Genomic DNA, 19,087 nt, shown 5'->3' on the forward strand with positions numbered 1-19,087 from the left:
GCTTAACTAAGCCCAGATGAGCGACGACTCCTCAAAGTCAAACCGCCATCTGTCTCAAACCATTTGATGACGGACAGGCGGTCAAAATTTCAATTTCTTCCTCGGCAAACCAACCCTGCTCAAGGACTGCTGTGCGGGCCGCTGTTGGGTCATCTGAATAATAAATGACCGCCAAGCTTTCTTCCGCCCGACTGCAGGTGACGTAGAAAAGTCGGCGGGTGCGGTCGATGCTGGTGTCCTTGCCAGCAACCTCGTTAAGCGCCAGCATCGCTGAGCTCTTACCGCTGTTGTTCGCCCCTACAAAGAGGGTCTGTTTTTCTGAAAGGTCAACTCGGACCGATAGAAGCTTACGGAAATTTGCGATCTCAAAAAACTTGATAAGCATCTATGACTTTCTGTCGAGTTGAAGAATACTGCTGCAATTGTACGCTACCTTCTATGGACCAAGCCACGTGTTGCATATCAATCGCAGGGATGGGAGGTCAGAGCGTTGAACCAAGCCCTAAGCGTGAGCTCCATTGTCTTGGGTCAGCGAAAAAGAAATGCCCTCACGCTGCTGCAACCGCGACACCATCGCCAGCAAATTGTCGGCACGCGGATTACCCTTCGCGCTGAGCATCCGCATAAGGCTCTTGGGGTCCTTGTCCATATCTTGCGCCAAGGCCTCAAACCCCACCGTGGCGTTGACGTAGTCGCGCAGCAGCACCTTACCGGTCTCCAGATCGTCGCTGAGCATGGCCTCGATGGCTTCGCGAAACAGCCCCGCACGAAACTCAGGATCGCGCTCGGCGCGTGCTTTGATCGTGTCTTTGAAGTCTTTGGTCAGTGGCATGTCAGTCGCCTTTCTCTTTGCGAGACTTATAGTCGTCCCAATATGCTTTGGCCTGCTCGATGTCTTTCGACTGGCGCTTTTTCGTGCCGCCGCAGAGCAAGATCACAAGCGTATCGCCATCTTTGCCAAAATAGACGCGGTAGCCCGGACCAAAGGTAATGCGCCGTTCAGACACCCCTTGTCCGACTGGCTTCACGTCGCCAAGGTTTCCGGTCTCGATCCGCGCAAGGGCCGTTCTGACCTTCAGGGCAGCCGCAGTGTCGAGATCGTTAAACCAATCTTCAAACGGCGTTTTCCCCGCTTCGGTGACATAGACAACAAACTTATTCATTGGAGGTATTGGTGACATATACGTTACCATTTGTCAATCAGTGTTGCATCATCAGTGCGTCATCCCTCGATCCATTTCTAACTCCCGCGTCTCTAGTTCTGCTTCAACTGCGTCTCGGCGGCCTTCACTAATTTCAAGCTGGTCTCGAGTTGCGTGCGCAGCGTCCCGTAACTCCGCCCCTCGTTCAGCAAGCCGTGCAACGCAGCCACGGACGCCGTTTGCGATTGAATGAGCACTGACACGCAGAGGCTCATCTCCGGCGATTTTCTTCAGAGCGGCCTTTTCTTCGAAGCTCAGACGCAGCGAAAATGGGGCTTGCCATTTTTTCTTTGGCTGAACGCTAGAAGATGCTATCTTATTGAAATCATGATGCAAAATTGTCATTGTCGCACCTCAGATCATCAAGATCGAATTGTGCGAGCTGACGTTCCCAATCCTGTAGAGCGTCGAACAGGCGGTTCGATTCTTCTACAGTTAGGTCCTCCAGTTTATCCAGGACATCACGTTCTAGAGGCTGACCAGATGCGTGTATATCTTCGCCGATTACATCACCGCAGGGCAACGCGCGCCCGGTGACGTCGTCCGCCTTTTCACGCCGTGCATACACCACCTCATAGGTCTGTCCAACAAGGCCATCCGCCCCCCAGATCAGGGGTGCGACCAGTACAGCCCAATCATCGACACAATGGCAGTACACACCCTCTTTCAGGCGTCGTTTCCGTACCGATCCCATCGTAGGGGATGACGGCAATCCTGAACCTATCGGAGGCCGTCAAGGTGCCAGGTCCTCAAATATCATAGACCAGCCGGAACCCTTGATGCCCGGTTGAACTGTCCGGAGACGAGCCGCTGCGCGCCGCAATCCTGTAGCGAAAACAATAAGAGGCGTGGCACAAATACGACCCCCCCTTGTTCAGCTTGTACCCCGCCTTGCCCGCATGGGCCGCCTGCACCGCCTTTTTCAGGGACTTCACCTGAAAGGGCTGGCTGGTCCATTCCCAGACATTTCCGACCATATTGTAAAGCCCATAGCCGTTGGGTTCGAAACAGCGCGCGGGGGCTGTGCCGATAAATCCGTCGCGCCCCAGATCAGCTTGCGGAAACGGGCCTTGCCAGATATTGCAGGGGAAATGGTCGTGATCGTTCGGGGCGGCCTCCCCCCAGGGGAAAGGAACGTCGTCCAAGCCCCCGCGCGCGGCATGTTCCCACTCGGCCTCGCGTGGCAAGCGCCCCCCGGCCCATGTCGCAAAGGCCCGCGCGTCGTTCCAAGTGACATGCACAACCGGGTGATCAGCCTGCCAAGTGTCGTCCGCGTCCGGTCCGTTGATCGCGCGCCAATGCGCCCCTTTGACGATGCGCCACCATGGGGCGGCCTCGACCACCGGGCTTGGGGGCGCAGATTTGGGCAAGAACCCTTCAAACACAAAGGAATCCCCGAACCGCTCGGCTTCGGTGACATAGTTTGTGGCCGACACAAAGGCCGCAAACCGCGCGTTGGTGACGGTCGTGACGTCCATCGCAAAGGGTTTGAGGGTAACGCGGCGCACCGGACCTTCGCCATCGACCGCGATCCCGGGTGTGCCTGTGCCGACAAGGGCGCGGCCCCCGGGAATGGTCACGCGGTCCGAAGTGTCTGCACCGCGGCCAACGTCAGTATCAGAATGCGCAAGCCCACGGCCACCCCTTGCAGGCTGACAACAGGCCTTGCCGTCACTCACGCGGGCGTCACCGTGGCTGAAATCGCGGCGAGGGCCGCCTGCCCCACCGCAATGTCCTGATCACCCGTGCCTGACCCGACACCGATCCCGCCCACAAGGTCGCGGCCCACATAGATCGGCAATCCGCCGGGCAGCCCCGTCACCCCGTTCTGGGTGGCAGCTGCAATATGGGGGCGCACGGCCTCGGGGATTGCCGTGGTTGGTGCCCCGATGGAGGCGGCGGTGCGCGCCTTGGTGGCGGCACTTTTGCGGCTAAGATACTTGGCCCCCGTCATGCGGATTTCACCCAGCACTTCACCGCTGGCATCTACGATCACGATACATTGGGGCTGGCCCATCTGTTCCGCAGCCCCGATTGCAGCCTCAAGCATCGCCATGACAGCCGTATGGGTCAACACGTGGGTGGGTTTCGTCACCTCCATCAGCGCGCTCCGTTCACGTTCAGGAACACGGAATAGAGCGAAGACGTGGCCGTGATGAAAAGCCGGTTCAACTTGGGGCCTCCAAAACAGACGTTCGAGACGATCTCGGGAATATGGATCTTGCCAATCAGCGCGCCGGATCTGTCCAGACAATGTACCCCGTCCGCCGCCGAGGTCCAGATGCGCCCGTCGCGATCAAAGCGGAAGCCGTCGAAAAATCCATTGGTGCAATCCGCGAAATGCACCGCAGGCCCAAGCGTTTTGCCATCCGCCTCGACCACGTGACGCCGGATATGGGCGGGACCGCCCGGTTCATGCGTGCCGCCCGTGTCGGCGATAAACAACTCGGATTCGCCCGGTGAAAAGGCAAGCCCGTTGGGTTTGACATAGTCCTTGTTGACAGCCGCGATCTCTTCGCTGGCGGGATCCCACCGATAGACATAACAGGCCCCGATTTCGCTTTCGGCGCGATCCCCCTCATAGTCCATCATAATCCCATAGCTGGGATCGGTGAACCAGATCGAACCATCCGATTTCACAACCACATCGTTGGGGGAATTGAGGCGCTTGCCCTCGAACCGGTCCGCAATGACCTTGATGGACCCGTCATGTTCAGTCCGGGTCACCCGACGTGTCAGATGTTCGCAGGACACGAGTCGGCCCTGTCCATCCACGGTATGTCCGTTGGTGTTGTTGGCGGGCACGCGGAACTCTGACACCGACCCGTCCGTCTCGTCCCATCGCATCATCCGGTTGTTGGGAATGTCGGACCAGACCACATAGCGCCCCGGCGCGAACCACGCAGGCCCTTCGTGCCAGCGCCCGCCCGAGGCCAGTCGTTCCACCCGCGCATGGCCGATAAAGCAGGCCTCGAACGCAGGGTTCAAAACCTCAAACCCTGTCCCCTCAATCACACCGTACACACCGCATCCCCCTTCACCTTTGTTGTCACGCAACCTGCCCCGGTCACCCCACGGTTGGCAAGGGCCACCGGCGCGCAGGCCAAGGCACGCCGAACGCCCCGGCCTTACAACCCTGCCCCTTGCCTGCCACGTCGTTCGATCTACCCTAGATAGAAAGCCCTTTATCGAATGCAGCCGCGCGCCACAGGAGAGTTCAATATGGCAATTTCACTGAAATTGAACGGCAAGGATCAAACCATCAAAGCCGAACCCGGCACGCCCCTGCTGTGGGTGATCCGGGATGAGCTGAAAATGACTGGCACCAAATTCGGTTGCGGGGTGGCCTCCTGCGGGGCTTGCACCGTCCATCTGAACGGCCAGCCTATCCGGTCTTGCCAGACTTATATCGAGGACATCGAAGGGGCCGAAGTCACGACCATCGAGGCCATGGAAGACACCAGGATCGGGGCCGCCGTCCAGCAGGCTTGGGTCGAGCTGGACGTGGTGCAATGTGGGTACTGCCAGTCGGGTCAAATCATGTCCGCCGTGGGTTTACTGAGCGAGAACCCCAAGCCCACCGCACAGGAAATCGACGACTACATGTGGGGCAATGCCTGCCGCTGCGCCACCTATCAACGCATCCGTGCTGGTATCCGGCGCGCAGCCGACATTCTGGAGGGTTAAGACATGACACTCGACACATCCCGCCGCGCCTTCCTTGCCGGGGCCGCCGCCATTGGCACCGTTCTGGTCGTGGGCATCCGCCCCGATGGCGCACTTGCCGCCAATGCAGACACGATGCTGAACCCTTTTGTGCGGATCACGTCCGACGGGTCGGTCACCGCCATCGTCAAACATTTCGAGATGGGCCAGGGCCCTGTCACGGGCCTCACCACCCTGGTTGCCGAGGAACTGGGCCTGAGCATGGATCAGATCGACTATGACTTTGCGCCCTCCAACCCCGAGGTCTATGCCAACACCCTGCTCGGGCCCATTCAGGGCACAGGTGGCTCAACTGCCATGGCCAATGCCTATGCCCAGTATCGTCAAGCCGGAGCTGCCGCGCGCGAAATGCTGATTACCGCGGCTGCCGAGACCTGGGGCGTGGATGCAGGCACGCTCAGGATCGAAGACGGTGTGGTGTCGGGTGCCGGCAACTCCGCCCCCTTGGGCGAGTTCGTAGCCAAGGCGGCGACTCTTGATGCACCCACCGAGCCACGGCTCAAGGACCCGTCCGAGTTTCGCCTGATCGGCAACAGCGACGTGCGCCGCCCCGACAGCGCGGTCAAGGGCAACGGCACTGCGATGTACGGCATGGACCTGCACCTGCCTGACCAGATGGTCACAATGATCGCGCGACCCGAACAGCAACGCGCCACAGTCGTCAGCTTTGACGACAGTGGCGCGCAACAAATCAAGGGGTTTATCCGCGCCGCCACCCTGCCCAACAACGCGGGCGTCGCGGTCTTTGCCGAACACACATGGGCGGCAATGCAGGCGCGCGACGCACTGGACGTGACGTGGGACACAAGCACCGCCGAAACCCGCAGCTCGGACGAGATCGAGGCCGAGATACGCGCCGCTTTGGACGCCGAACCCGCCTATAACGTCAACAAGACCGATGCGGGCGCAACCAAGGTGGCGCTTGATGGTGCGGCCATGGTCATCGAAGAGACGTTCTATTTCCCCCTGCTTGCCCACGCCCCGATGGAACCGTTGAATTGCACGATCGAGGCCACCGCAGATGGCGGCATTCTAATGCACGATGCCGCCCAGATCCCGACCTTGCCTCACGGGGCGATGGCGCAGATCTTTGATCTGCCGATGGAAAAAATCCAGATCAAGACGATACTGGCGGGCGGCTCGTTCGGGCGACGCGCCACACCAGAGGCGGATTATCAGGTCGAGGCGGCGCTGGCCTTTGCCACCACGGATCGCAGCCGACCCGTCAAGCTGGTATGGTCGCGCGAGGATGATCTGCGCTCGGGCTATTACCGCCCGGCCTTCGGGCACAAGGTGCGCGTGGGTCTGGATGATGCGGGCAACATCGTCGGATGGGACCACCGCATCGCAGGCCAGTCGATCATGAAAGGCACCCCGTTCGAGGCGTTCCTTGTCCATGACGGCATCGATCACAGCTCGGTCGAGGGGGCGTCGGACACGCCCTATCAAATCCCGGGCGCGCATTTCGGTCTGACGGACACCGAAAAGGCGACAAGCACGCTATGGTGGCGTTCGGTCGGCCACACGCATACTGCCTATGTGATGGAAACCATGATGGACAAAGCCGCGAGGGCGGCGGGCGTCGATCCGGTCGAATATCGGCTGAAATACCTCGCCGGGGATGGTGTGGATCAGCAGCGAAAGGCAGGCGTTCTGCGTCTGGCCGCTGAAAAGGCGGGATGGGGCAACGCCCCTGCGGGTCACACTCAAGGGATCGCGGTCCACAAGAGCTTTGCCAGCTATGTGGCTGAAGTCGTTGAAATCTCTGGTAATGCGCGCGACGGGGTGAAGATTGAAAAGGTCACATGCGCTGTCGATTGCGGCCTTGCGGTCAATCCTGACGTGATCAGGGCGCAGATAGAGGGCAGCATCGGCTATGGCATCGGGCACAACATGCGCGACAAGATCACGTTGACGGGCGGGGTCGTGGATCAGTTCAACTTCCCCGACTACGAACCGCTGCGGATCAGCGATATCGGCGCGATTGACGTCCATATCGTTCCCTCTGCTGAGCCACCCACTGGCGTGGGTGAGCCGGGCACGCCCCCTGCCGCCGCCGCCCTCGCCAACGCGATTGCGGCTGCAAGTAACGTGCGGATCGGAAGCCTGCCGCTGGCTGACAACGGCATCCGCTTCGCCTGAACCAAGCCGCCTCCGGGTCCGTATGGATTTGGGATGCGGCCCCCCTTGTGATTTGCGCGCTCATCGCGATGATGCCCGACATGGCAATGACTTAGGACGCATCCATGACAGATACCAAAAACACGGCCGTGATCGGCCTCGGCTCAATGGGCTATGGGATCGCGCAGTCCTGTGTGGCCGCCGGGCTGATAACCTACGGGTTCGATGTGCGCCCCGAAGTCACCACCCGGTTTCAAACGGAAAGCGGCGCGCAAGGCATTTTGGCGGAGGTCGCGCCGACACTTGGCTCGGTCGTCATCGCCGTCCTCAATGCCGCACAAACCGAAGAGGTCCTGTTCGGCCCCGACGGGATCGCCCGCCATCTTGCCCCCGGCAGCGTGGTGATCGCCTGCGCCACGGTCGCCCCCGACTTTGCCAAGGATATGGCAGCGCACTGCGCGGACCACGCCCTGCACTACCTTGATGCGCCCATCTCGGGTGGGTCGATCAAGGCGGCCCAGGGCGCATTGACGATCATGGCCTCGGGCACGCCCGCCGCTTTCGATGCGGCGCAAACCACGCTCGACGCCATGGCCGAAACCGTATTCCGGCTTGGCGACGCGGCCGGCCCCGGATCGGCCATGAAGGCGGTGAACCAATTGCTTGCCGGGGTCCACATCGCGACCATGGCCGAGGCGCTGACCTTTGGCATGACCCAAGGCGTCGCACCCGATCAATTCGTCGAGGTGATCAGCAAATGCGCCGGTTCAAGCTGGATGCTGGAGAACCGCGCACCCCATATCGTGGCCGGAGACTACACCCCGCATTCCTCGGTCAACATCTGGCCCAAAGATCTGGGCATTGTGCTCGACATCGCGAAATCCGCGCAATTCAGCGCCCCCATCACCGCCGCCGCCCTGCAACAGTTCGTGGCTGCGGCAGGTATGGGATTGGGGGGCGAGGATGATGCCGCCGTTGCCAAGGTCTATGCGCGCAATGCCGGGCTGACCCTGCCGGGGGGAAAGTCGTGAAGTTTTCTGCCAATCTCGGTTTTTTATGGAATGACCGCCCCCTGCCCGATGCGATCTACGCCGCCAGTGCTGCCGGATTTGACGCGGTGGAATGCCATTGGCCCTATGCCACCCCCGCCCAAGAAGTCAAAGCGGCACTCGTCGCGACCGGTCTGACGATGCTGGGGCTGAACACGGACAGGGGCGACGTGGGGGCAGGCGAAAACGGGCTGTGCGCACTGATGGGGCGCAGCAGTCAGGCCCGTGCTTCAATCACCCAGGCGATTGAATACGCTCTGCGAATCGAGGCCGGATCAGTCCACGTCATGGCCGGGTTCGCGCACGGCCCGCTGGCCCACGAGACCTTCGTGTCGAACCTGCGCTTTGCCTGTTCCAGCGCCGAAACCCATGGGCTGACCATCCTGATCGAACCGCTCAACCGCCACGACGCGCCCGGCTATTTTCTGCAAACCACCGATCAGGCCCGCGCCATCATCGCGGAGGTGGACAAACCCAACCTCAAGCTGATGTTCGATTGCTACCATGTGGGTCGAACCGAGGGGGATATCACCACCCGCTACGCTGATCTGCGCGACATCATCGGGCATATCCAGTTCGCCTCGGTCCCCGACCGGGGGGCACCGGATCATGGCGAGTTGAATTATGATCACATCTTTGCCGCCCTTGCCGACTGGCCCGCGCCGCTTGGTGCGGAGTACAAACCCGGCGGCGATACGGACGCTACCCTGGGCTGGCTGGCGCGCTATCGGGATTGATCCGGCCAATCGCGCCCCAGCTGAGCATAATCATCCCCGCCGCTGTCCCAAGGCACAGAGGCAGCCCACCGATCTGATAGGTCAGCCCCGACAGGACCGTGCCGATCAGCCGCCCCGCCGCGTTTGCCATATAGTAGAACCCGACATCCATCGTGACCCGCTCTGCGTTAGTGAAGGCGAGGATCAGATAGGAATGCAGGCTGGAATTGAGCGCGAACAGCACGCCAAAGACCAACAACCCCAGCACCACAATGCCCGTCAGCCACGGGGTCGGTGCGCCGACACCCCACACAATCAACGCCAGCGTCGCGGGCACGACAGCCAGTGTTGCAATCCAGAACCGGGCGCTGGCGGCAAGGTCCGCCTCATCCCGCCCGGCGCTGCGTAAAATCGCCGGGGCCCTGGCCTGCACCGCACCATAAAAGATCACCCACAGCGCCATGAAACTTCCGATCAGAAAGAATGCAGCCCGCTGGCCCTCTGGCGTGCCATCGCTCAGCACGCCGTAGAAATAGATCGGGATGCCGACCACGAACCACACGTCGCGCGCCCCGAACAGAAACACCCGCGCCGCGCTCAGCCAGTTGACACGGGGGTTTTTAGAAAAAACTTCGGAGAATTTTGCACCCTTGCGCCCCATCGGAAGGCCGGGCGGCATGCGCAAGGCCACCACCAGCAAAATCAGCCCAAGGGCCGCAGCCATGCCAAGGACGCTTGGCACGAACCCGAACATGGCCAGCGCACCTGCCCCCAGCAGAAAGCCGAGGCCCTTGACCGCGTTCTTGGAGCCGGTCAGCAAGGCCACCCACCGGAACAGCCCATCGCCTTCTGGGGCCAGCACTTTCACGGCAGATTTCGACGACATCTTGGCCAAATCCTTGGCCACACCCGACAGCCCCTGTACCGCCATCACGAACACCACCGAGGCCGCTACCGACCAGCCCGGATCAAGCTGCGCCAATGCAATCAGCGCCACAACTTGCAAACCGAGGCCCGCATAAAGCGTCACCGTCAGCCCGAACCGTGCCGCGATCCACCCCGCCGAGAGGTTGGTGACGACGCCTGCAACTTCATAAAGCACGAAGAGATAGGCAAGCTGGACGGGTGAAAAGCCAAGCCCGTTGAAATGCAGCAGCACCAGCATGCGCAGCGCACCGTCCGTCAGCATGAAGGCCCAATAGGCCGCCGTCACCGCCACATAGGCGGCAAATCCCGCCGGGCGGCTCACAAACGCGCGCCCACCATCTGCGCCACATCAACCAGCCTGTGCGCATAGCCCCATTCGTTGTCATACCACGCATAAATCTTCACCTGCGTGCCATTCACCACCATGCTCGAGGGCGCGTCGATGATGCACGAGCGCGGGTCGTTGGTATAATCGGTGGACACCAGTGGGCGGGTCTCGTAGCCGAGGATGCCTTGCAGCGGTCCTTCGGCCGCGGCCTTGAACAGCGCATTCACCTCCTCCACGGTAGTTTCGCGCGCCACTTCGAACACGCAGTCCGTGAGCGAGGCATTCAGCAACGGCACCCGGACCGCATGCCCGTTCAACTTGCCCGTAAGCTCGGGATAGATCAGCGTGATCGCCGTAGCGGACCCTGTGGTCGTCGGGATCAGCGAATTGAGCGCGGAGCGGGCGCGGCGCAAATCCTTGGCGGGCCGGTCCACGATGGTCTGTGTGTTGGTGACGTCATGGATCGTGGTGATCGACCCGTGTTTGATCCCCAGTCCTTCGTGCATCACTTTAACAACGGGCGCTAAGCAATTGGTTGTACATGATGCTGCCGTTACAATCGGTTGATCCACATAGGCCTCATCATTGACCCCAAAAACGATGTTCGCCGTATCCCCATCCCTGACCGGAGCTGACACCACCACCTTCTTCACGTCTGCTGCAAAGTATGGGGCAAGCTTGGCCTCGGTCTTGAACACACCCGTACAGTCGATCACCACATCTACCCCGTCGAGCGGCAAATCCTCGATCCGGGTGACGTTGAGCGCCGGAATACGCGTGCCATCAACACTGATCGAGGCCTCATCCGCACCAAATTCCGCAGGCCAGCGCCCATGGACCGTATCAAACTCCAGCAGGTGCGCATGCATGGCCGGATCACCCACCGCATCGTTCACAAATGCGATGTCACAGCCGCGCTCCAACAAGGGGCGCAACGCGATTTTTCCGATGCGGCCAAGGCCGTTGATAGCATAGGTGGTCATGGGCAGACTCTCGTGGGGAACAGACTTACCCGCCCTATGTCAGCTGCGTATGACAGTTCTATGACACCAAGGATTGCGTCTGGCGCAAGACGCCCGCTGGTAGCAAGACTTGCCCTTCGATTTCAATGGGCTGCGCGGCGTAATTGAACCAAAACACCTCGGAACCTGTGGTACGGCATCGCACCCCTTCGGGCATATCTGTCGTCGCGAGATCAGGCGCGACGGCCCGGACCAGCGCCATATGCGCCGCGTCATCCCCCCACCCGGCCATATAGGTCACACGCGCGCCGCACTGCACAGCCACGGGCGTATCATCCGCAGTACGCAAGACGACCCGGCCACCGCCTTCGATCTGTTCCAGATATCCCTGGATATGGCCGCCCCCCGCCACCTCAATGGGCAGATCGGGCCGGATGGATTGCACCCGTGACACAACCAGATCGCTGTCAGGCCATGCAGGCGGCAACGGCGTTGGGATCGTGAAATGCGCGTCCCGTGCGCCTGTGCGCGGGCCAAGGATAACCTGCCCCTCGGCTGTGTTCAGCGCCCCCTTCAGATCGGCGGGCATGTGCATCATCCCCGGCACCATCACCAGCGCATAACCCGCAAAATCCCGCGTCGTGGGGGGCAGAATGTCCACGGACAACCCCAACTTACGACAGGCCCGATACCACGCAAACACCAACCCGAAATAGTCGAGGCCAGCACCATGGGGCTGCACCGCCCAGGCCGCATCTGCGTCATAGTCGAACATGATCGCGACGGGCGCTTGCGTCATCGCAACCTCTGGCGCGTCCTTGAGCTCGGCCATCACAGCGGCAGCCTCACCAAAGGCTTCGGCCTCGGCTGAATCGGGGCGCAGAAGGCCCGCGTGCATCTGTTCCTGCGCGAATGGGGCCTGCCGCCAGCGGAAATAGCACACCGCCTCGGCCCCGTGGGCAAAGGCCTCCCATGTCCACAGGCGCACCATGCCGGGCAGCGGTGCGGGATTGTAGGGGGCCCAGTTCACCGGCCCGGGTTGCTGTTCCATCACCCACCAGCGCCCATCGCGGCCCACCGCGCGGTAAAGGTCGTGATGAAAGGCCTGAAAATCCGGGTCGCCCTGCCGCACATAAGCCCGCTTATGGTCGTCATCGCCGCCAGAGCGGTCCTCAAGAAACCCAAGCGGATAGCTGTCCCATGACGCGATATCGAGGTCGGCACCAACCCTGAAGTGATCAAAATCCGTGACCCGCCCCATATAGTTGTGCGCAATCGGCGCATCCGAATGGGCGCGGATGATATCGACCTGCGCGCGATTGAAGGCCACCACCTGATCAGAGGAAAACCGACGAAACGCATGGGCGTGGGCCGGGTTCACTTCGGTCACCGTCAGGTTAGGCAGGCCGATCTGGTCAAAGTCGTCATAGTCCATCGACCAGAACACATTGCCCCACGCCGCATTGAGCGCATCGATATCCCCGTCATTTCCACGGCCCGGAAACTGCCCACGCAACCAGTCGCGAAAGCCATCCCGCGCAGCATCCGAATAGCTGAGAACCGTATCGTGACAGCTGTATTCATTGTCCGTCTGCCACGCAGCCACATGCGGGTTAGGTCCATATCGGCGCGCCAGCGCAGTGACGATCTTGCGGCATTCCGCAAGGTATCCGGCATGCGAAAAACAGTAGTGACGGCGCGATCCATAGCCGCGCACGCGCCCTTCGGCATCGACAGGCAACATGCCCGGATATTTGGCAACCACCCAGGCTGGCGGCGTTGCGGTCGGCGTGCCCAGGACCACGCGCAGCCCCGCCGCACCAAGCGTTTCAATCGCACGGTCCAGCCAGGCCCAGTCATACTGCCCCTCGACCGGCTCCATCCGTTTCCACGCAAATTCCCCGATCCGCACCCATGTGAGGCCCAGATCAGCCATGCGCGCAGCGTCCTCGGCCCACTGCGCTTCGGGCCAGTGTTCGGGGTAGTAGCAAACGCCAAGTGTGCGCGTCATAGGATCACCTGATGCTCGCGCTGGCCTTTGACGCCAACGTCTTGGGAAAATGTCATGCCGCCCTGGGCTTCATCCACGCCCTGCGCCGCAGAGGTCACAAACAGGGTCGTGCCGCCCGGGCCACCAAAGGCCGGGCACGTGGTCTGGGTTGCGGGTGCATCCAGCGTACGCACAAGTCCGCCATCGGGGCCATAACAGGCCACGCGGCCCGCCCCCCATTGTGCGTTCCAGAGATTGCCATCCGCATCCACAACTGCCCCGTCCGGGTTCAGATCATCCGGGCGCAGGTCAACAAAGGTCTCCGGCGCGCCTGTGGGCCAACCTTCACTGTCCAGCGCAACCCTTTGGATTTGTTGAGAGAACGTGTCGGCGAAATAGGCGACCTCCCCACCCGGCGCAAAGCAGATCGCGTTGGAGATGGTGATCTTGTCAAACAGCTGGCGCAGCGCGCCGTTGTAGTAGCGATAGATCGCCCCGGCAAAGGGTTCGGCATTCAGTCCCATCGTTCCAATCCAGAAACCGCCGTAAGGGTCCGCCCGGCCATCATTGGACCGTGTCACCGGGTTATCCGCCTCAAGTGCCACAACCAGCCCGCGCGCACCGGTGTTGATGTCGAACCGCCACAGGCCTGAAGCGGAGGCGATCAGCAGCGTGTCGTGATCGACCCACCCCGCAGCCGAGACATGTTCATCAAATGCCCACTCAAGGCGTTCATCTCCTTTGCAGAACAGCCGCTTTCCCAGAATATCGAACCAGAACAGGCAGTTGCGGGTCGGATGCCACATCCCCCCCTCACCCAGGGCGCAGGCATGATCGTCAAAGACATCCATCAAACGCCCGCATCATAGGCGGCCACCATGTCCGCCGCGCGACTAGCCACATCCGCAACACTCATCCCCGGCTTGTAAAGCGCCGAGCCGATGCCGAACCCGGTGATGCCTGCAGCGAACCATTCGGCGAAATTGGCCGGGCCCACCCCACCCACGGCATAAGTCTTGGTGCCCTTCGGCAGCACTGCACCGATCGCCTTCAATCCGTCCACCCCCAACAAGGACGCCGGAAACAGCTTCAGCCCGTCCGCGCCCGCGTGTAATGCGGCAAAGCACTCGGTCGGTGTCATCACACCCGGAAAGGACAGCATGCCCGCCTGTTTCGTGGCCACGATGACGGACGCATTCGCATCGGGCGAGACCACCATATGCGCGCCCATCTCGTGCAGACGTTCAACCGCTGACACCTCAAGCACGGTGCCTGCGCCAATCATCACCGCATCTCCGTGTTTGCCAAGCATTTGCCCAATGCTGTCAAAGGCATCCGGTGAATTCAGCGGCACCTCGATCCGGGTGATCCCGGCGTTGATCAGCGCGTCGGCCACAGGCAGTGCTTCGTCCGGGGTGATACCCCGCAGGATTGCGATAATCTCTCGGCTCATGCGGCCTCTCCATAGATTTGGGCGTAGGCGGCGGTCAGGCCCGCCAGCGTCATGTCGTCTGCTTTGGCCGATTGGCAAGGCACGCCTTGGGTCGTGAGAGCGGCGACATAGGCCCCGTTCAGCGTTTCGGCCCCGATCATCGCCACCTGCTGGCCCAGCCAATAAGGGCGCATCGCGGCCAGTTCCGCCCCGATCAGCAGGCCGGACAGGCGCGCGCGGGCGGCCTCCCCGGGCAGTCCGTCCAGCAACCCTTCGGCGCGCAGGGAAAACAGCGAGGCGGCGAGGCCTTCGGGGCGCGACAGAGTTTGATTGACACCTTCCATGAAGGCCACATCATCCCAGCCGTCAGCCATTGAGTGGCGCAACACGGATTGAGATGACAACAGCGCAAACATCTCGCCTGTCATGGCGGTGCGGAAACTCACGATCTCGCCCGCGCTGATGTGCACCCATTTGGTATGGGTTCCGGGCAGGCAGATCACCCCGTCAAAGCCCGGATGGGTGGCGATAAAGCCTGCGATCTGCGTCTCTTCCCCGCGCATCACGTCGGCTGGTTTGGTTTGTTTGACACCGGGCAGGATGCGCACGTTCAGCGCATCGCCAGGGACCCGCACCGCCTGATCCGCACCGGGGGGCGCACAAGGCACCGAGGTATAGGGGGCTTCGGCCCAGCCCTGTCGCGAACCGACCATGCCACAGGCCAGCACCGGGACAGGCAACGCATCACCTACCAGCGCCCGTAAGGCGGGTTCAAACCCGCCCCGCTCAAGCGTGCCCATGCCAGCGGCAGAGCTGCGCGCCTCGATCACCGCGCCACTCTGGCCCATCAGCCACGCACGCAGGTGCGAGGTGCCCCAATCAACCGCGATCCACGCCACATCCCCCATCAGCCTGTCACCACCACACCGCCGTCAATGACCATCGCTTGCCCCGTCATCATGCGGCTGGTGTCCGAGGCCATGAACAGCGTTGCTCCCACGATATCGCGGGGCTCAAGATGTTCCTTAAGGCATTGACGTTCAATATGGGCGGCCAACCCTTCGGGGGTGGCCCATTTATCAAGTTGTTTTTGGGTCAGCACCCAGCCCGGTGCCAGCGCGTTGACCCGGATCTTGTCGGGTCCAAACTCGCGCGCAAGGCTGCGGGTCATGCCATTGATGCCCGAATTCGCGCCGGTATACAGCGGATAGCCCGCATTCCCCATCATGTAGCTGATCGACGAGAAGTTGATGATCGACCCGCCGCCGGCCGCTTTCATGCCCGGGATCACCGCCTGACAGGCAAAGAAATAGGCCTTGAGGTTGATCGCGATCATCCAGTCAAAAAATTCTTCGTCCACATCTGCCGTCGCATGACGTCTGTCATTGGCGGCGTTGTTGACCAGGACGCGGACGGGGCCATGGGCGGCGGCCGCCTGATCAATGCAGGCGCGCAGGGCGTCAACATTGGTGATATCGCAGGGCATGAACAGCGGGCGGCTGGCATACTTCCGCTCCATCTCATCACAAAATTCCGTAGAATCAGAGCGTTGGACGAAAGCAACCTTTGCCCCCTGTTCCAGAAACCCTTCGGTAAGGGACGCACCGATCCCCGACCCGCCGCCCGTGATGAACACCGATGCCCCGGCGAGGTCGTGAAATGTCGCTGTCTCTTTCATCACTCAACTCTTTTCTGGCGCGGGCTCAGGCCACGTCGCCTTTGATGACCCACATCCGTTCGGGAAAGCTCCATGGCAGGGTCAGCCCATGATACATCAGATAGGCTCCGCTCACCACGAGGGGGCCGGATTTCAGCGCGTTGGCGCCACGTGACAGTTGGCCGATCTCATCCCGGTTCACCAGCTCGATGCGGTACTTGGCATCGGGGGAAAGCCGGGTGAGGCGCAAGGGGCGCGGCGCAATCTGATCAGACGTCGCCGCCTTGCCCGCAAAGACCACGAATTGCGCGCCGCCCTCTTCAAGATGCTGTTCGGCCATCACAGCCGGGTCCGCACTGTCCAGCCGCAGAATGTCAGCCCCATACATCCAGCTGCGGTTGTGTTTCCACCAGTTGGTGACGTTGCGCAACACACCGGCCTCGTCCTCGGTCAACTCACGCGGGTCCATTTCGAACCCCATATGCCGCTGCGCCGCGACCCATGCGCGGAACCGGATATCAAGCGTGCGCCCCGAGGTATGGCAGGTGCGCGGCCCCACATGGCTGCCCGTGACGGCCATGGGCAGAAAAATCGAGGCATTGTGCTGAATGCGCAGCCGTTCAACCGCATCATTGCTGTCGCTGAGCCAGACCCGCTGTGTGCGTTCCATGATCCCGAAATCGATGCGCCCGCCCCCGCTTGCACAGCTCTCGATCTCCACATGCGGAAATTCACGGCGCAACCGATCAAGCAGCGCATAGGATCCACGCGTCTGCGCCGCATCGGGCATCGGCAGCACCCGGTTGTGATCCCATTTGACGTATTCGATATCGTGGCGGGCCAGAATGTCGCTGATCCGCGCAAACAGGAAGGATTGGACCGCAGGCAAGGCCATGTTCAGCGCCATCTGCTGACGCCCCATGATCTGATCCTCGCCCCCCAGGGCCCAATCGGGATGGGCACGGAAAATGTCGGAGTTCGGGTTGATCATCTCGGGTTCGAACCAGATGCCAAAGGTCATGCCGAGCGACTTCACATGGTCGATCAGTGGCGTCAGGCCATCAGGGTACTTGCGCGGATCAACCTCCCAATCAGACAGGGCCTGCGTGTCATCATCGCGGCTGCCGAACCAGCCATCGTCCAGCACAAACCGCTCGGCCCCCAGATCGGCGGCGCGGCCTGCAATGTCCTTCAACTCATCAAGGTTGTGATCAAAATAGACCGCTTCCCAGCAATTGTAATGCACGGGTCGTGGCACTTCAGGGCGCGGAAAGGTCACGACCCGGTCGCGCAGGTGGCGTTGGAAGGCGACAGCGCACCCATTCAGCCCATCATCGGAAAACACTGCATAAAGCTTGCCCGTGGCGAATTTGGTCTGCGCGCTGCCCTCGACCCGCGCGGCGTGGCCGAACTGGATCTGGCGTCGACCATCAGGCAATTCCTCGGCGACCATACGGTGACCGCCCGACCAGCCATAGTGGAACGCATAGGTATGCCCGGAGGCGTTGCTGGCCCCGCGTGTCGGCACGATCAAACCCGGAAAGTGTTCGTGCCCCGTCCGCCCCGTGCGGTTCTCGCGGTAGCGCATACCAGCGGACCATGGCGTGCGGTTCATCTGGAACTCGCCACACCAGCGCCCCGCGAAATCAATCATCTCGTCAGACAATTGCGGGGCCGGAAAGACCGGGGCGCTGAGCCAATGCAGATGCATGGGATTGTCAGCTTCGACCTCGGCGCTGGCCTCGATGATGTGGGTTTCGGGATCAAGCGCAAAACGGGCGCGGTAGGTCAGCACCCGGTCTTGATCGAGATAAGTCAGGATCAGCACATTCTCACCCAGATCGGCCTGTTCCAGACAGAACTTGGGCAAAAACGGGGTGCCATCCCCATTTCGGATGATCAGACCGGGCTGGCCAGGAAAGGACCGGGTGGCCTCGGGGCAAATGCTGAGTTCCGGGTTGGCATCCAGCATGCCACCCGTCACATCCAGCGTATAGGCCTTGTAAAGTGTTGTCAGATCTTCGGTATCCGGCAGGCTTGGGCCCCAATAGACCACCTCGGCCAGTCGGCCCCGGTCAGAGCCAAGCACCAAAGTCTGACGCCCATCGTCCAGGCGCCAACAGCGTATCACTTTACCGCCCCCAGGGTCAGGCCGGCGATGAAATGTCTCTGCATCAGGAAGAAACACGCAACCGGTGGGATCGCCGCAAGCAGGGACGCCGCTGACACGAGATGCCAGTTGTTAACGAATTGACCATTCAACGCGCGCACGCCTGCGGTGATGGGCTTGGCCGTCTCACCCTGCGTCAGCACGTTGGCCCAGAAAAAGTCGTTCCACACGAAAGTGAAGATCAGCACGGCGAGGGCCGCAATCGCGGGGCGGACGAGGGGCAGCACCACGTACCAGAAAATCTTCCATTCCGCGACGCCTTCGATGCGCGCCGATTCCACCAGATCAAAGGGCAGCGCTTTGATGAAATTGCGCATGAACAAGGTACAAAAACCCGTCTGGAATGCAGCATGGAACAGGAATTGCCCCGCAATGGTGTCATAGAGCCCCGTCTGCACCGACATGTCGCGCACCGGCACCATGAGGATCTGGAAGGGAATGAAATTGCCCGCCACAAAAAGGAAGAACAGCGGCAGCGCAACTCGGAACCGGTAGATCGCCAGCGCGTACCCGGCAAGGCATGCCAGCGCCACCGAAATGATCACCGTTGGCACAGTGATCAGCACCGAGTTCCACATGTACTGCGCCGCCGCCGACTGGGTGAAAACAGCCGTGTAGTTTTCGATGATCGCAAATTCAGACGGCCAACCAAACACATTGCCCGAGTTGATGTCGGCGGCCGAGCGGATCGAGGTCAGGAAGATCGCCAGCAAGGGCAGCAGCCACAGCACCAATGCGAAAGGCAGAAAGGCCTGGTAGGCCGTGCGCACGGCAGGAGTCGATTTCTCAATAGGTCTTGGAAACATC

The 19,087-nt window shown here is 61.2% G+C and carries 21 protein-coding genes; 4 read left to right on the forward strand and 17 right to left on the reverse strand.

Annotation, left to right across the window (positions count from 1 at the left end; all coding sequences use genetic code 11):
- Positions 1 to 37: 37 nt before the first annotated feature.
- From Q0859_RS16095 to Q0859_RS16130, 8 genes are all read right to left on the reverse strand, one after another.
- Complete coding sequence (locus Q0859_RS16095; protein WP_299153012.1) at positions 38 to 385, reverse strand: AAA family ATPase; 348 nt, start codon at positions 383 to 385, stop codon at positions 38 to 40.
- Positions 386 to 502: 117 nt separating this feature from the next.
- Positions 503 to 832: a transcriptional regulator gene (locus Q0859_RS16100; protein WP_299153014.1), complete on the reverse strand. Its 330-nt coding sequence runs from the start codon at positions 830 to 832 to the stop codon at positions 503 to 505.
- A 1-nt stretch (position 833) separates the two neighbouring features.
- Positions 834 to 1,163, reverse strand: coding sequence for a type II toxin-antitoxin system RelE/ParE family toxin (locus Q0859_RS16105; protein ID WP_299153017.1), 330 nt, complete (start codon positions 1,161 to 1,163; stop codon positions 834 to 836).
- Between the two features lie 51 nt (positions 1,164 to 1,214).
- Positions 1,215 to 1,547, reverse strand: a complete 333-nt coding sequence (locus tag Q0859_RS16110) for a hypothetical protein (protein WP_299153020.1) — start codon at positions 1,545 to 1,547, stop codon at positions 1,215 to 1,217.
- Positions 1,528 to 1,896 (reverse strand): hypothetical protein, encoded by a 369-nt coding sequence (locus Q0859_RS16115; protein WP_299153022.1) that lies wholly within the window; start codon positions 1,894 to 1,896, stop codon positions 1,528 to 1,530. The genes Q0859_RS16110 and Q0859_RS16115 overlap by 20 nt, the downstream gene beginning before the upstream one ends.
- 55 nt (positions 1,897 to 1,951) lie before the next feature.
- Positions 1,952 to 2,782 carry a formylglycine-generating enzyme family protein gene (locus Q0859_RS16120; protein ID WP_299153024.1) on the reverse strand — a complete coding sequence of 277 codons (831 nt, stop codon included), beginning with the start codon at positions 2,780 to 2,782 and terminating at the stop codon, positions 1,952 to 1,954.
- Between the two features lie 95 nt (positions 2,783 to 2,877).
- The gene (locus Q0859_RS16125) at positions 2,878 to 3,303 is read right to left on the reverse strand and encodes a heme-binding protein (protein ID WP_299153026.1); all 426 of its coding nucleotides are present in this window, start codon (positions 3,301 to 3,303) and stop codon (positions 2,878 to 2,880) included.
- Positions 3,303 to 4,226, reverse strand: a complete 924-nt coding sequence (locus Q0859_RS16130; RefSeq protein WP_299153029.1) for an SMP-30/gluconolactonase/LRE family protein — start codon at positions 4,224 to 4,226, stop codon at positions 3,303 to 3,305. Before Q0859_RS16130 ends, Q0859_RS16125 begins: the two co-directional genes overlap by 1 nt.
- Before the next feature lie 198 nt (positions 4,227 to 4,424).
- Here Q0859_RS16130 and Q0859_RS16135 point away from each other — a divergent pair, with 198 nt between their 5' ends.
- From Q0859_RS16135 to Q0859_RS16150, 4 genes are all read left to right on the forward strand, one after another.
- Complete coding sequence (locus Q0859_RS16135; RefSeq protein WP_299153032.1) at positions 4,425 to 4,889, forward strand: (2Fe-2S)-binding protein; 465 nt, start codon at positions 4,425 to 4,427, stop codon at positions 4,887 to 4,889.
- A gap of 3 nt (positions 4,890 to 4,892) precedes the next feature.
- Complete coding sequence (locus Q0859_RS16140) at positions 4,893 to 7,070, forward strand: molybdopterin cofactor-binding domain-containing protein (protein WP_299153034.1); 2,178 nt, start codon at positions 4,893 to 4,895, stop codon at positions 7,068 to 7,070.
- A 104-nt stretch (positions 7,071 to 7,174) separates the two neighbouring features.
- Positions 7,175 to 8,080 carry an L-threonate dehydrogenase gene (gene ltnD / locus Q0859_RS16145; RefSeq protein WP_299153036.1) on the forward strand — a complete coding sequence of 302 codons (906 nt, stop codon included), beginning with the start codon at positions 7,175 to 7,177 and terminating at the stop codon, positions 8,078 to 8,080.
- Positions 8,077 to 8,835 carry a TIM barrel protein gene (locus Q0859_RS16150; RefSeq protein WP_299153038.1) on the forward strand — a complete coding sequence of 253 codons (759 nt, stop codon included), beginning with the start codon at positions 8,077 to 8,079 and terminating at the stop codon, positions 8,833 to 8,835. Before ltnD ends, Q0859_RS16150 begins: the two co-directional genes overlap by 4 nt.
- On the opposite strand, the gene arsJ is transcribed toward Q0859_RS16150, so the two are convergent.
- From arsJ to Q0859_RS16195, 9 genes are read right to left on the reverse strand one after another with little or no spacing between them, the layout of a single operon-like run.
- The gene (gene arsJ, locus Q0859_RS16155; protein ID WP_299153040.1) at positions 8,801 to 10,063 is read right to left on the reverse strand and encodes an organoarsenical effux MFS transporter ArsJ; all 1,263 of its coding nucleotides are present in this window, start codon (positions 10,061 to 10,063) and stop codon (positions 8,801 to 8,803) included. The two genes, Q0859_RS16150 and arsJ, sit on opposite strands and share 35 nt — an antisense overlap.
- Positions 10,060 to 11,052, reverse strand: a complete 993-nt coding sequence (locus Q0859_RS16160; RefSeq protein WP_299153043.1) for an ArsJ-associated glyceraldehyde-3-phosphate dehydrogenase — start codon at positions 11,050 to 11,052, stop codon at positions 10,060 to 10,062. Before Q0859_RS16160 ends, arsJ begins: the two co-directional genes overlap by 4 nt.
- Before the next feature lie 58 nt (positions 11,053 to 11,110).
- The gene (locus Q0859_RS16165) at positions 11,111 to 13,042 is read right to left on the reverse strand and encodes a beta-galactosidase (protein ID WP_299153045.1); all 1,932 of its coding nucleotides are present in this window, start codon (positions 13,040 to 13,042) and stop codon (positions 11,111 to 11,113) included.
- Positions 13,039 to 13,872: an SMP-30/gluconolactonase/LRE family protein gene (locus Q0859_RS16170; protein ID WP_299153048.1), complete on the reverse strand. Its 834-nt coding sequence runs from the start codon at positions 13,870 to 13,872 to the stop codon at positions 13,039 to 13,041. The genes Q0859_RS16165 and Q0859_RS16170 overlap by 4 nt, the downstream gene beginning before the upstream one ends.
- A complete protein-coding gene (locus Q0859_RS16175) occupies positions 13,872 to 14,474 on the reverse strand; it encodes a 2-dehydro-3-deoxy-6-phosphogalactonate aldolase (RefSeq protein ID WP_299153050.1) in 603 nt (200 codons plus the stop codon). Before Q0859_RS16175 ends, Q0859_RS16170 begins: the two co-directional genes overlap by 1 nt.
- Complete coding sequence (locus Q0859_RS16180; protein WP_299153052.1) at positions 14,471 to 15,361, reverse strand: 2-dehydro-3-deoxygalactonokinase; 891 nt, start codon at positions 15,359 to 15,361, stop codon at positions 14,471 to 14,473. Before Q0859_RS16180 ends, Q0859_RS16175 begins: the two co-directional genes overlap by 4 nt.
- A complete protein-coding gene (locus Q0859_RS16185) occupies positions 15,361 to 16,131 on the reverse strand; it encodes an SDR family oxidoreductase (RefSeq protein ID WP_299153055.1) in 771 nt (256 codons plus the stop codon). The genes Q0859_RS16180 and Q0859_RS16185 overlap by 1 nt, the downstream gene beginning before the upstream one ends.
- Before the next feature lie 25 nt (positions 16,132 to 16,156).
- Positions 16,157 to 18,241: an alpha-galactosidase gene (locus Q0859_RS16190; protein WP_299153057.1), complete on the reverse strand. Its 2,085-nt coding sequence runs from the start codon at positions 18,239 to 18,241 to the stop codon at positions 16,157 to 16,159.
- Positions 18,238 to 19,086 (reverse strand): carbohydrate ABC transporter permease, encoded by an 849-nt coding sequence (locus Q0859_RS16195; protein WP_299153059.1) that lies wholly within the window; start codon positions 19,084 to 19,086, stop codon positions 18,238 to 18,240. The genes Q0859_RS16190 and Q0859_RS16195 overlap by 4 nt, the downstream gene beginning before the upstream one ends.
- Position 19,087 lies beyond the last annotated feature (1 nt).

It is taken from the genome of uncultured Tateyamaria sp., assembly GCF_947497045.1.
Lineage (GTDB): Bacteria > Pseudomonadota > Alphaproteobacteria > Rhodobacterales > Rhodobacteraceae > Tateyamaria.

What these genes read in the sequence shown, in the direction of transcription:
- Q0859_RS16095 (WP_299153012.1), bottom strand. Translation starts at nt 385, where the DNA reads ATGCTTATCAAGTTTTTTGAGATCGCAAATTTCCGTAAGCTTCTATCG.
- Q0859_RS16100 (WP_299153014.1), bottom strand. Translation starts at nt 832, where the DNA reads ATGCCACTGACCAAAGACTTCAAAGACACGATCAAAGCACGCGCCGAG.
- Q0859_RS16105 (WP_299153017.1), bottom strand. Translation starts at nt 1,163, where the DNA reads ATGAATAAGTTTGTTGTCTATGTCACCGAAGCGGGGAAAACGCCGTTT.
- Q0859_RS16110 (WP_299153020.1), bottom strand. Translation starts at nt 1,547, where the DNA reads ATGACAATTTTGCATCATGATTTCAATAAGATAGCATCTTCTAGCGTT.
- Q0859_RS16115 (WP_299153022.1), bottom strand. Translation starts at nt 1,896, where the DNA reads ATGGGATCGGTACGGAAACGACGCCTGAAAGAGGGTGTGTACTGCCAT.
- Q0859_RS16125 (WP_299153026.1), bottom strand. Translation starts at nt 3,303, where the DNA reads ATGGAGGTGACGAAACCCACCCACGTGTTGACCCATACGGCTGTCATG.
- Q0859_RS16135 (WP_299153032.1), top strand. Translation starts at nt 4,425, where the DNA reads ATGGCAATTTCACTGAAATTGAACGGCAAGGATCAAACCATCAAAGCC.
- Q0859_RS16140 (WP_299153034.1), top strand. Translation starts at nt 4,893, where the DNA reads ATGACACTCGACACATCCCGCCGCGCCTTCCTTGCCGGGGCCGCCGCC.
- ltnD (WP_299153036.1), top strand. Translation starts at nt 7,175, where the DNA reads ATGACAGATACCAAAAACACGGCCGTGATCGGCCTCGGCTCAATGGGC.
- Q0859_RS16160 (WP_299153043.1), bottom strand. Translation starts at nt 11,052, where the DNA reads ATGACCACCTATGCTATCAACGGCCTTGGCCGCATCGGAAAAATCGCG.
- Q0859_RS16165 (WP_299153045.1), bottom strand. Translation starts at nt 13,042, where the DNA reads ATGACGCGCACACTTGGCGTTTGCTACTACCCCGAACACTGGCCCGAA.
- Q0859_RS16170 (WP_299153048.1), bottom strand. Translation starts at nt 13,872, where the DNA reads ATGGATGTCTTTGACGATCATGCCTGCGCCCTGGGTGAGGGGGGGATG.
- Q0859_RS16175 (WP_299153050.1), bottom strand. Translation starts at nt 14,474, where the DNA reads ATGAGCCGAGAGATTATCGCAATCCTGCGGGGTATCACCCCGGACGAA.
- Q0859_RS16180 (WP_299153052.1), bottom strand. Translation starts at nt 15,361, where the DNA reads ATGGGGGATGTGGCGTGGATCGCGGTTGATTGGGGCACCTCGCACCTG.
- Q0859_RS16185 (WP_299153055.1), bottom strand. Translation starts at nt 16,131, where the DNA reads ATGAAAGAGACAGCGACATTTCACGACCTCGCCGGGGCATCGGTGTTC.
- Q0859_RS16195 (WP_299153059.1), bottom strand. Translation starts at nt 19,086, where the DNA reads ATGTTTCCAAGACCTATTGAGAAATCGACTCCTGCCGTGCGCACGGCC.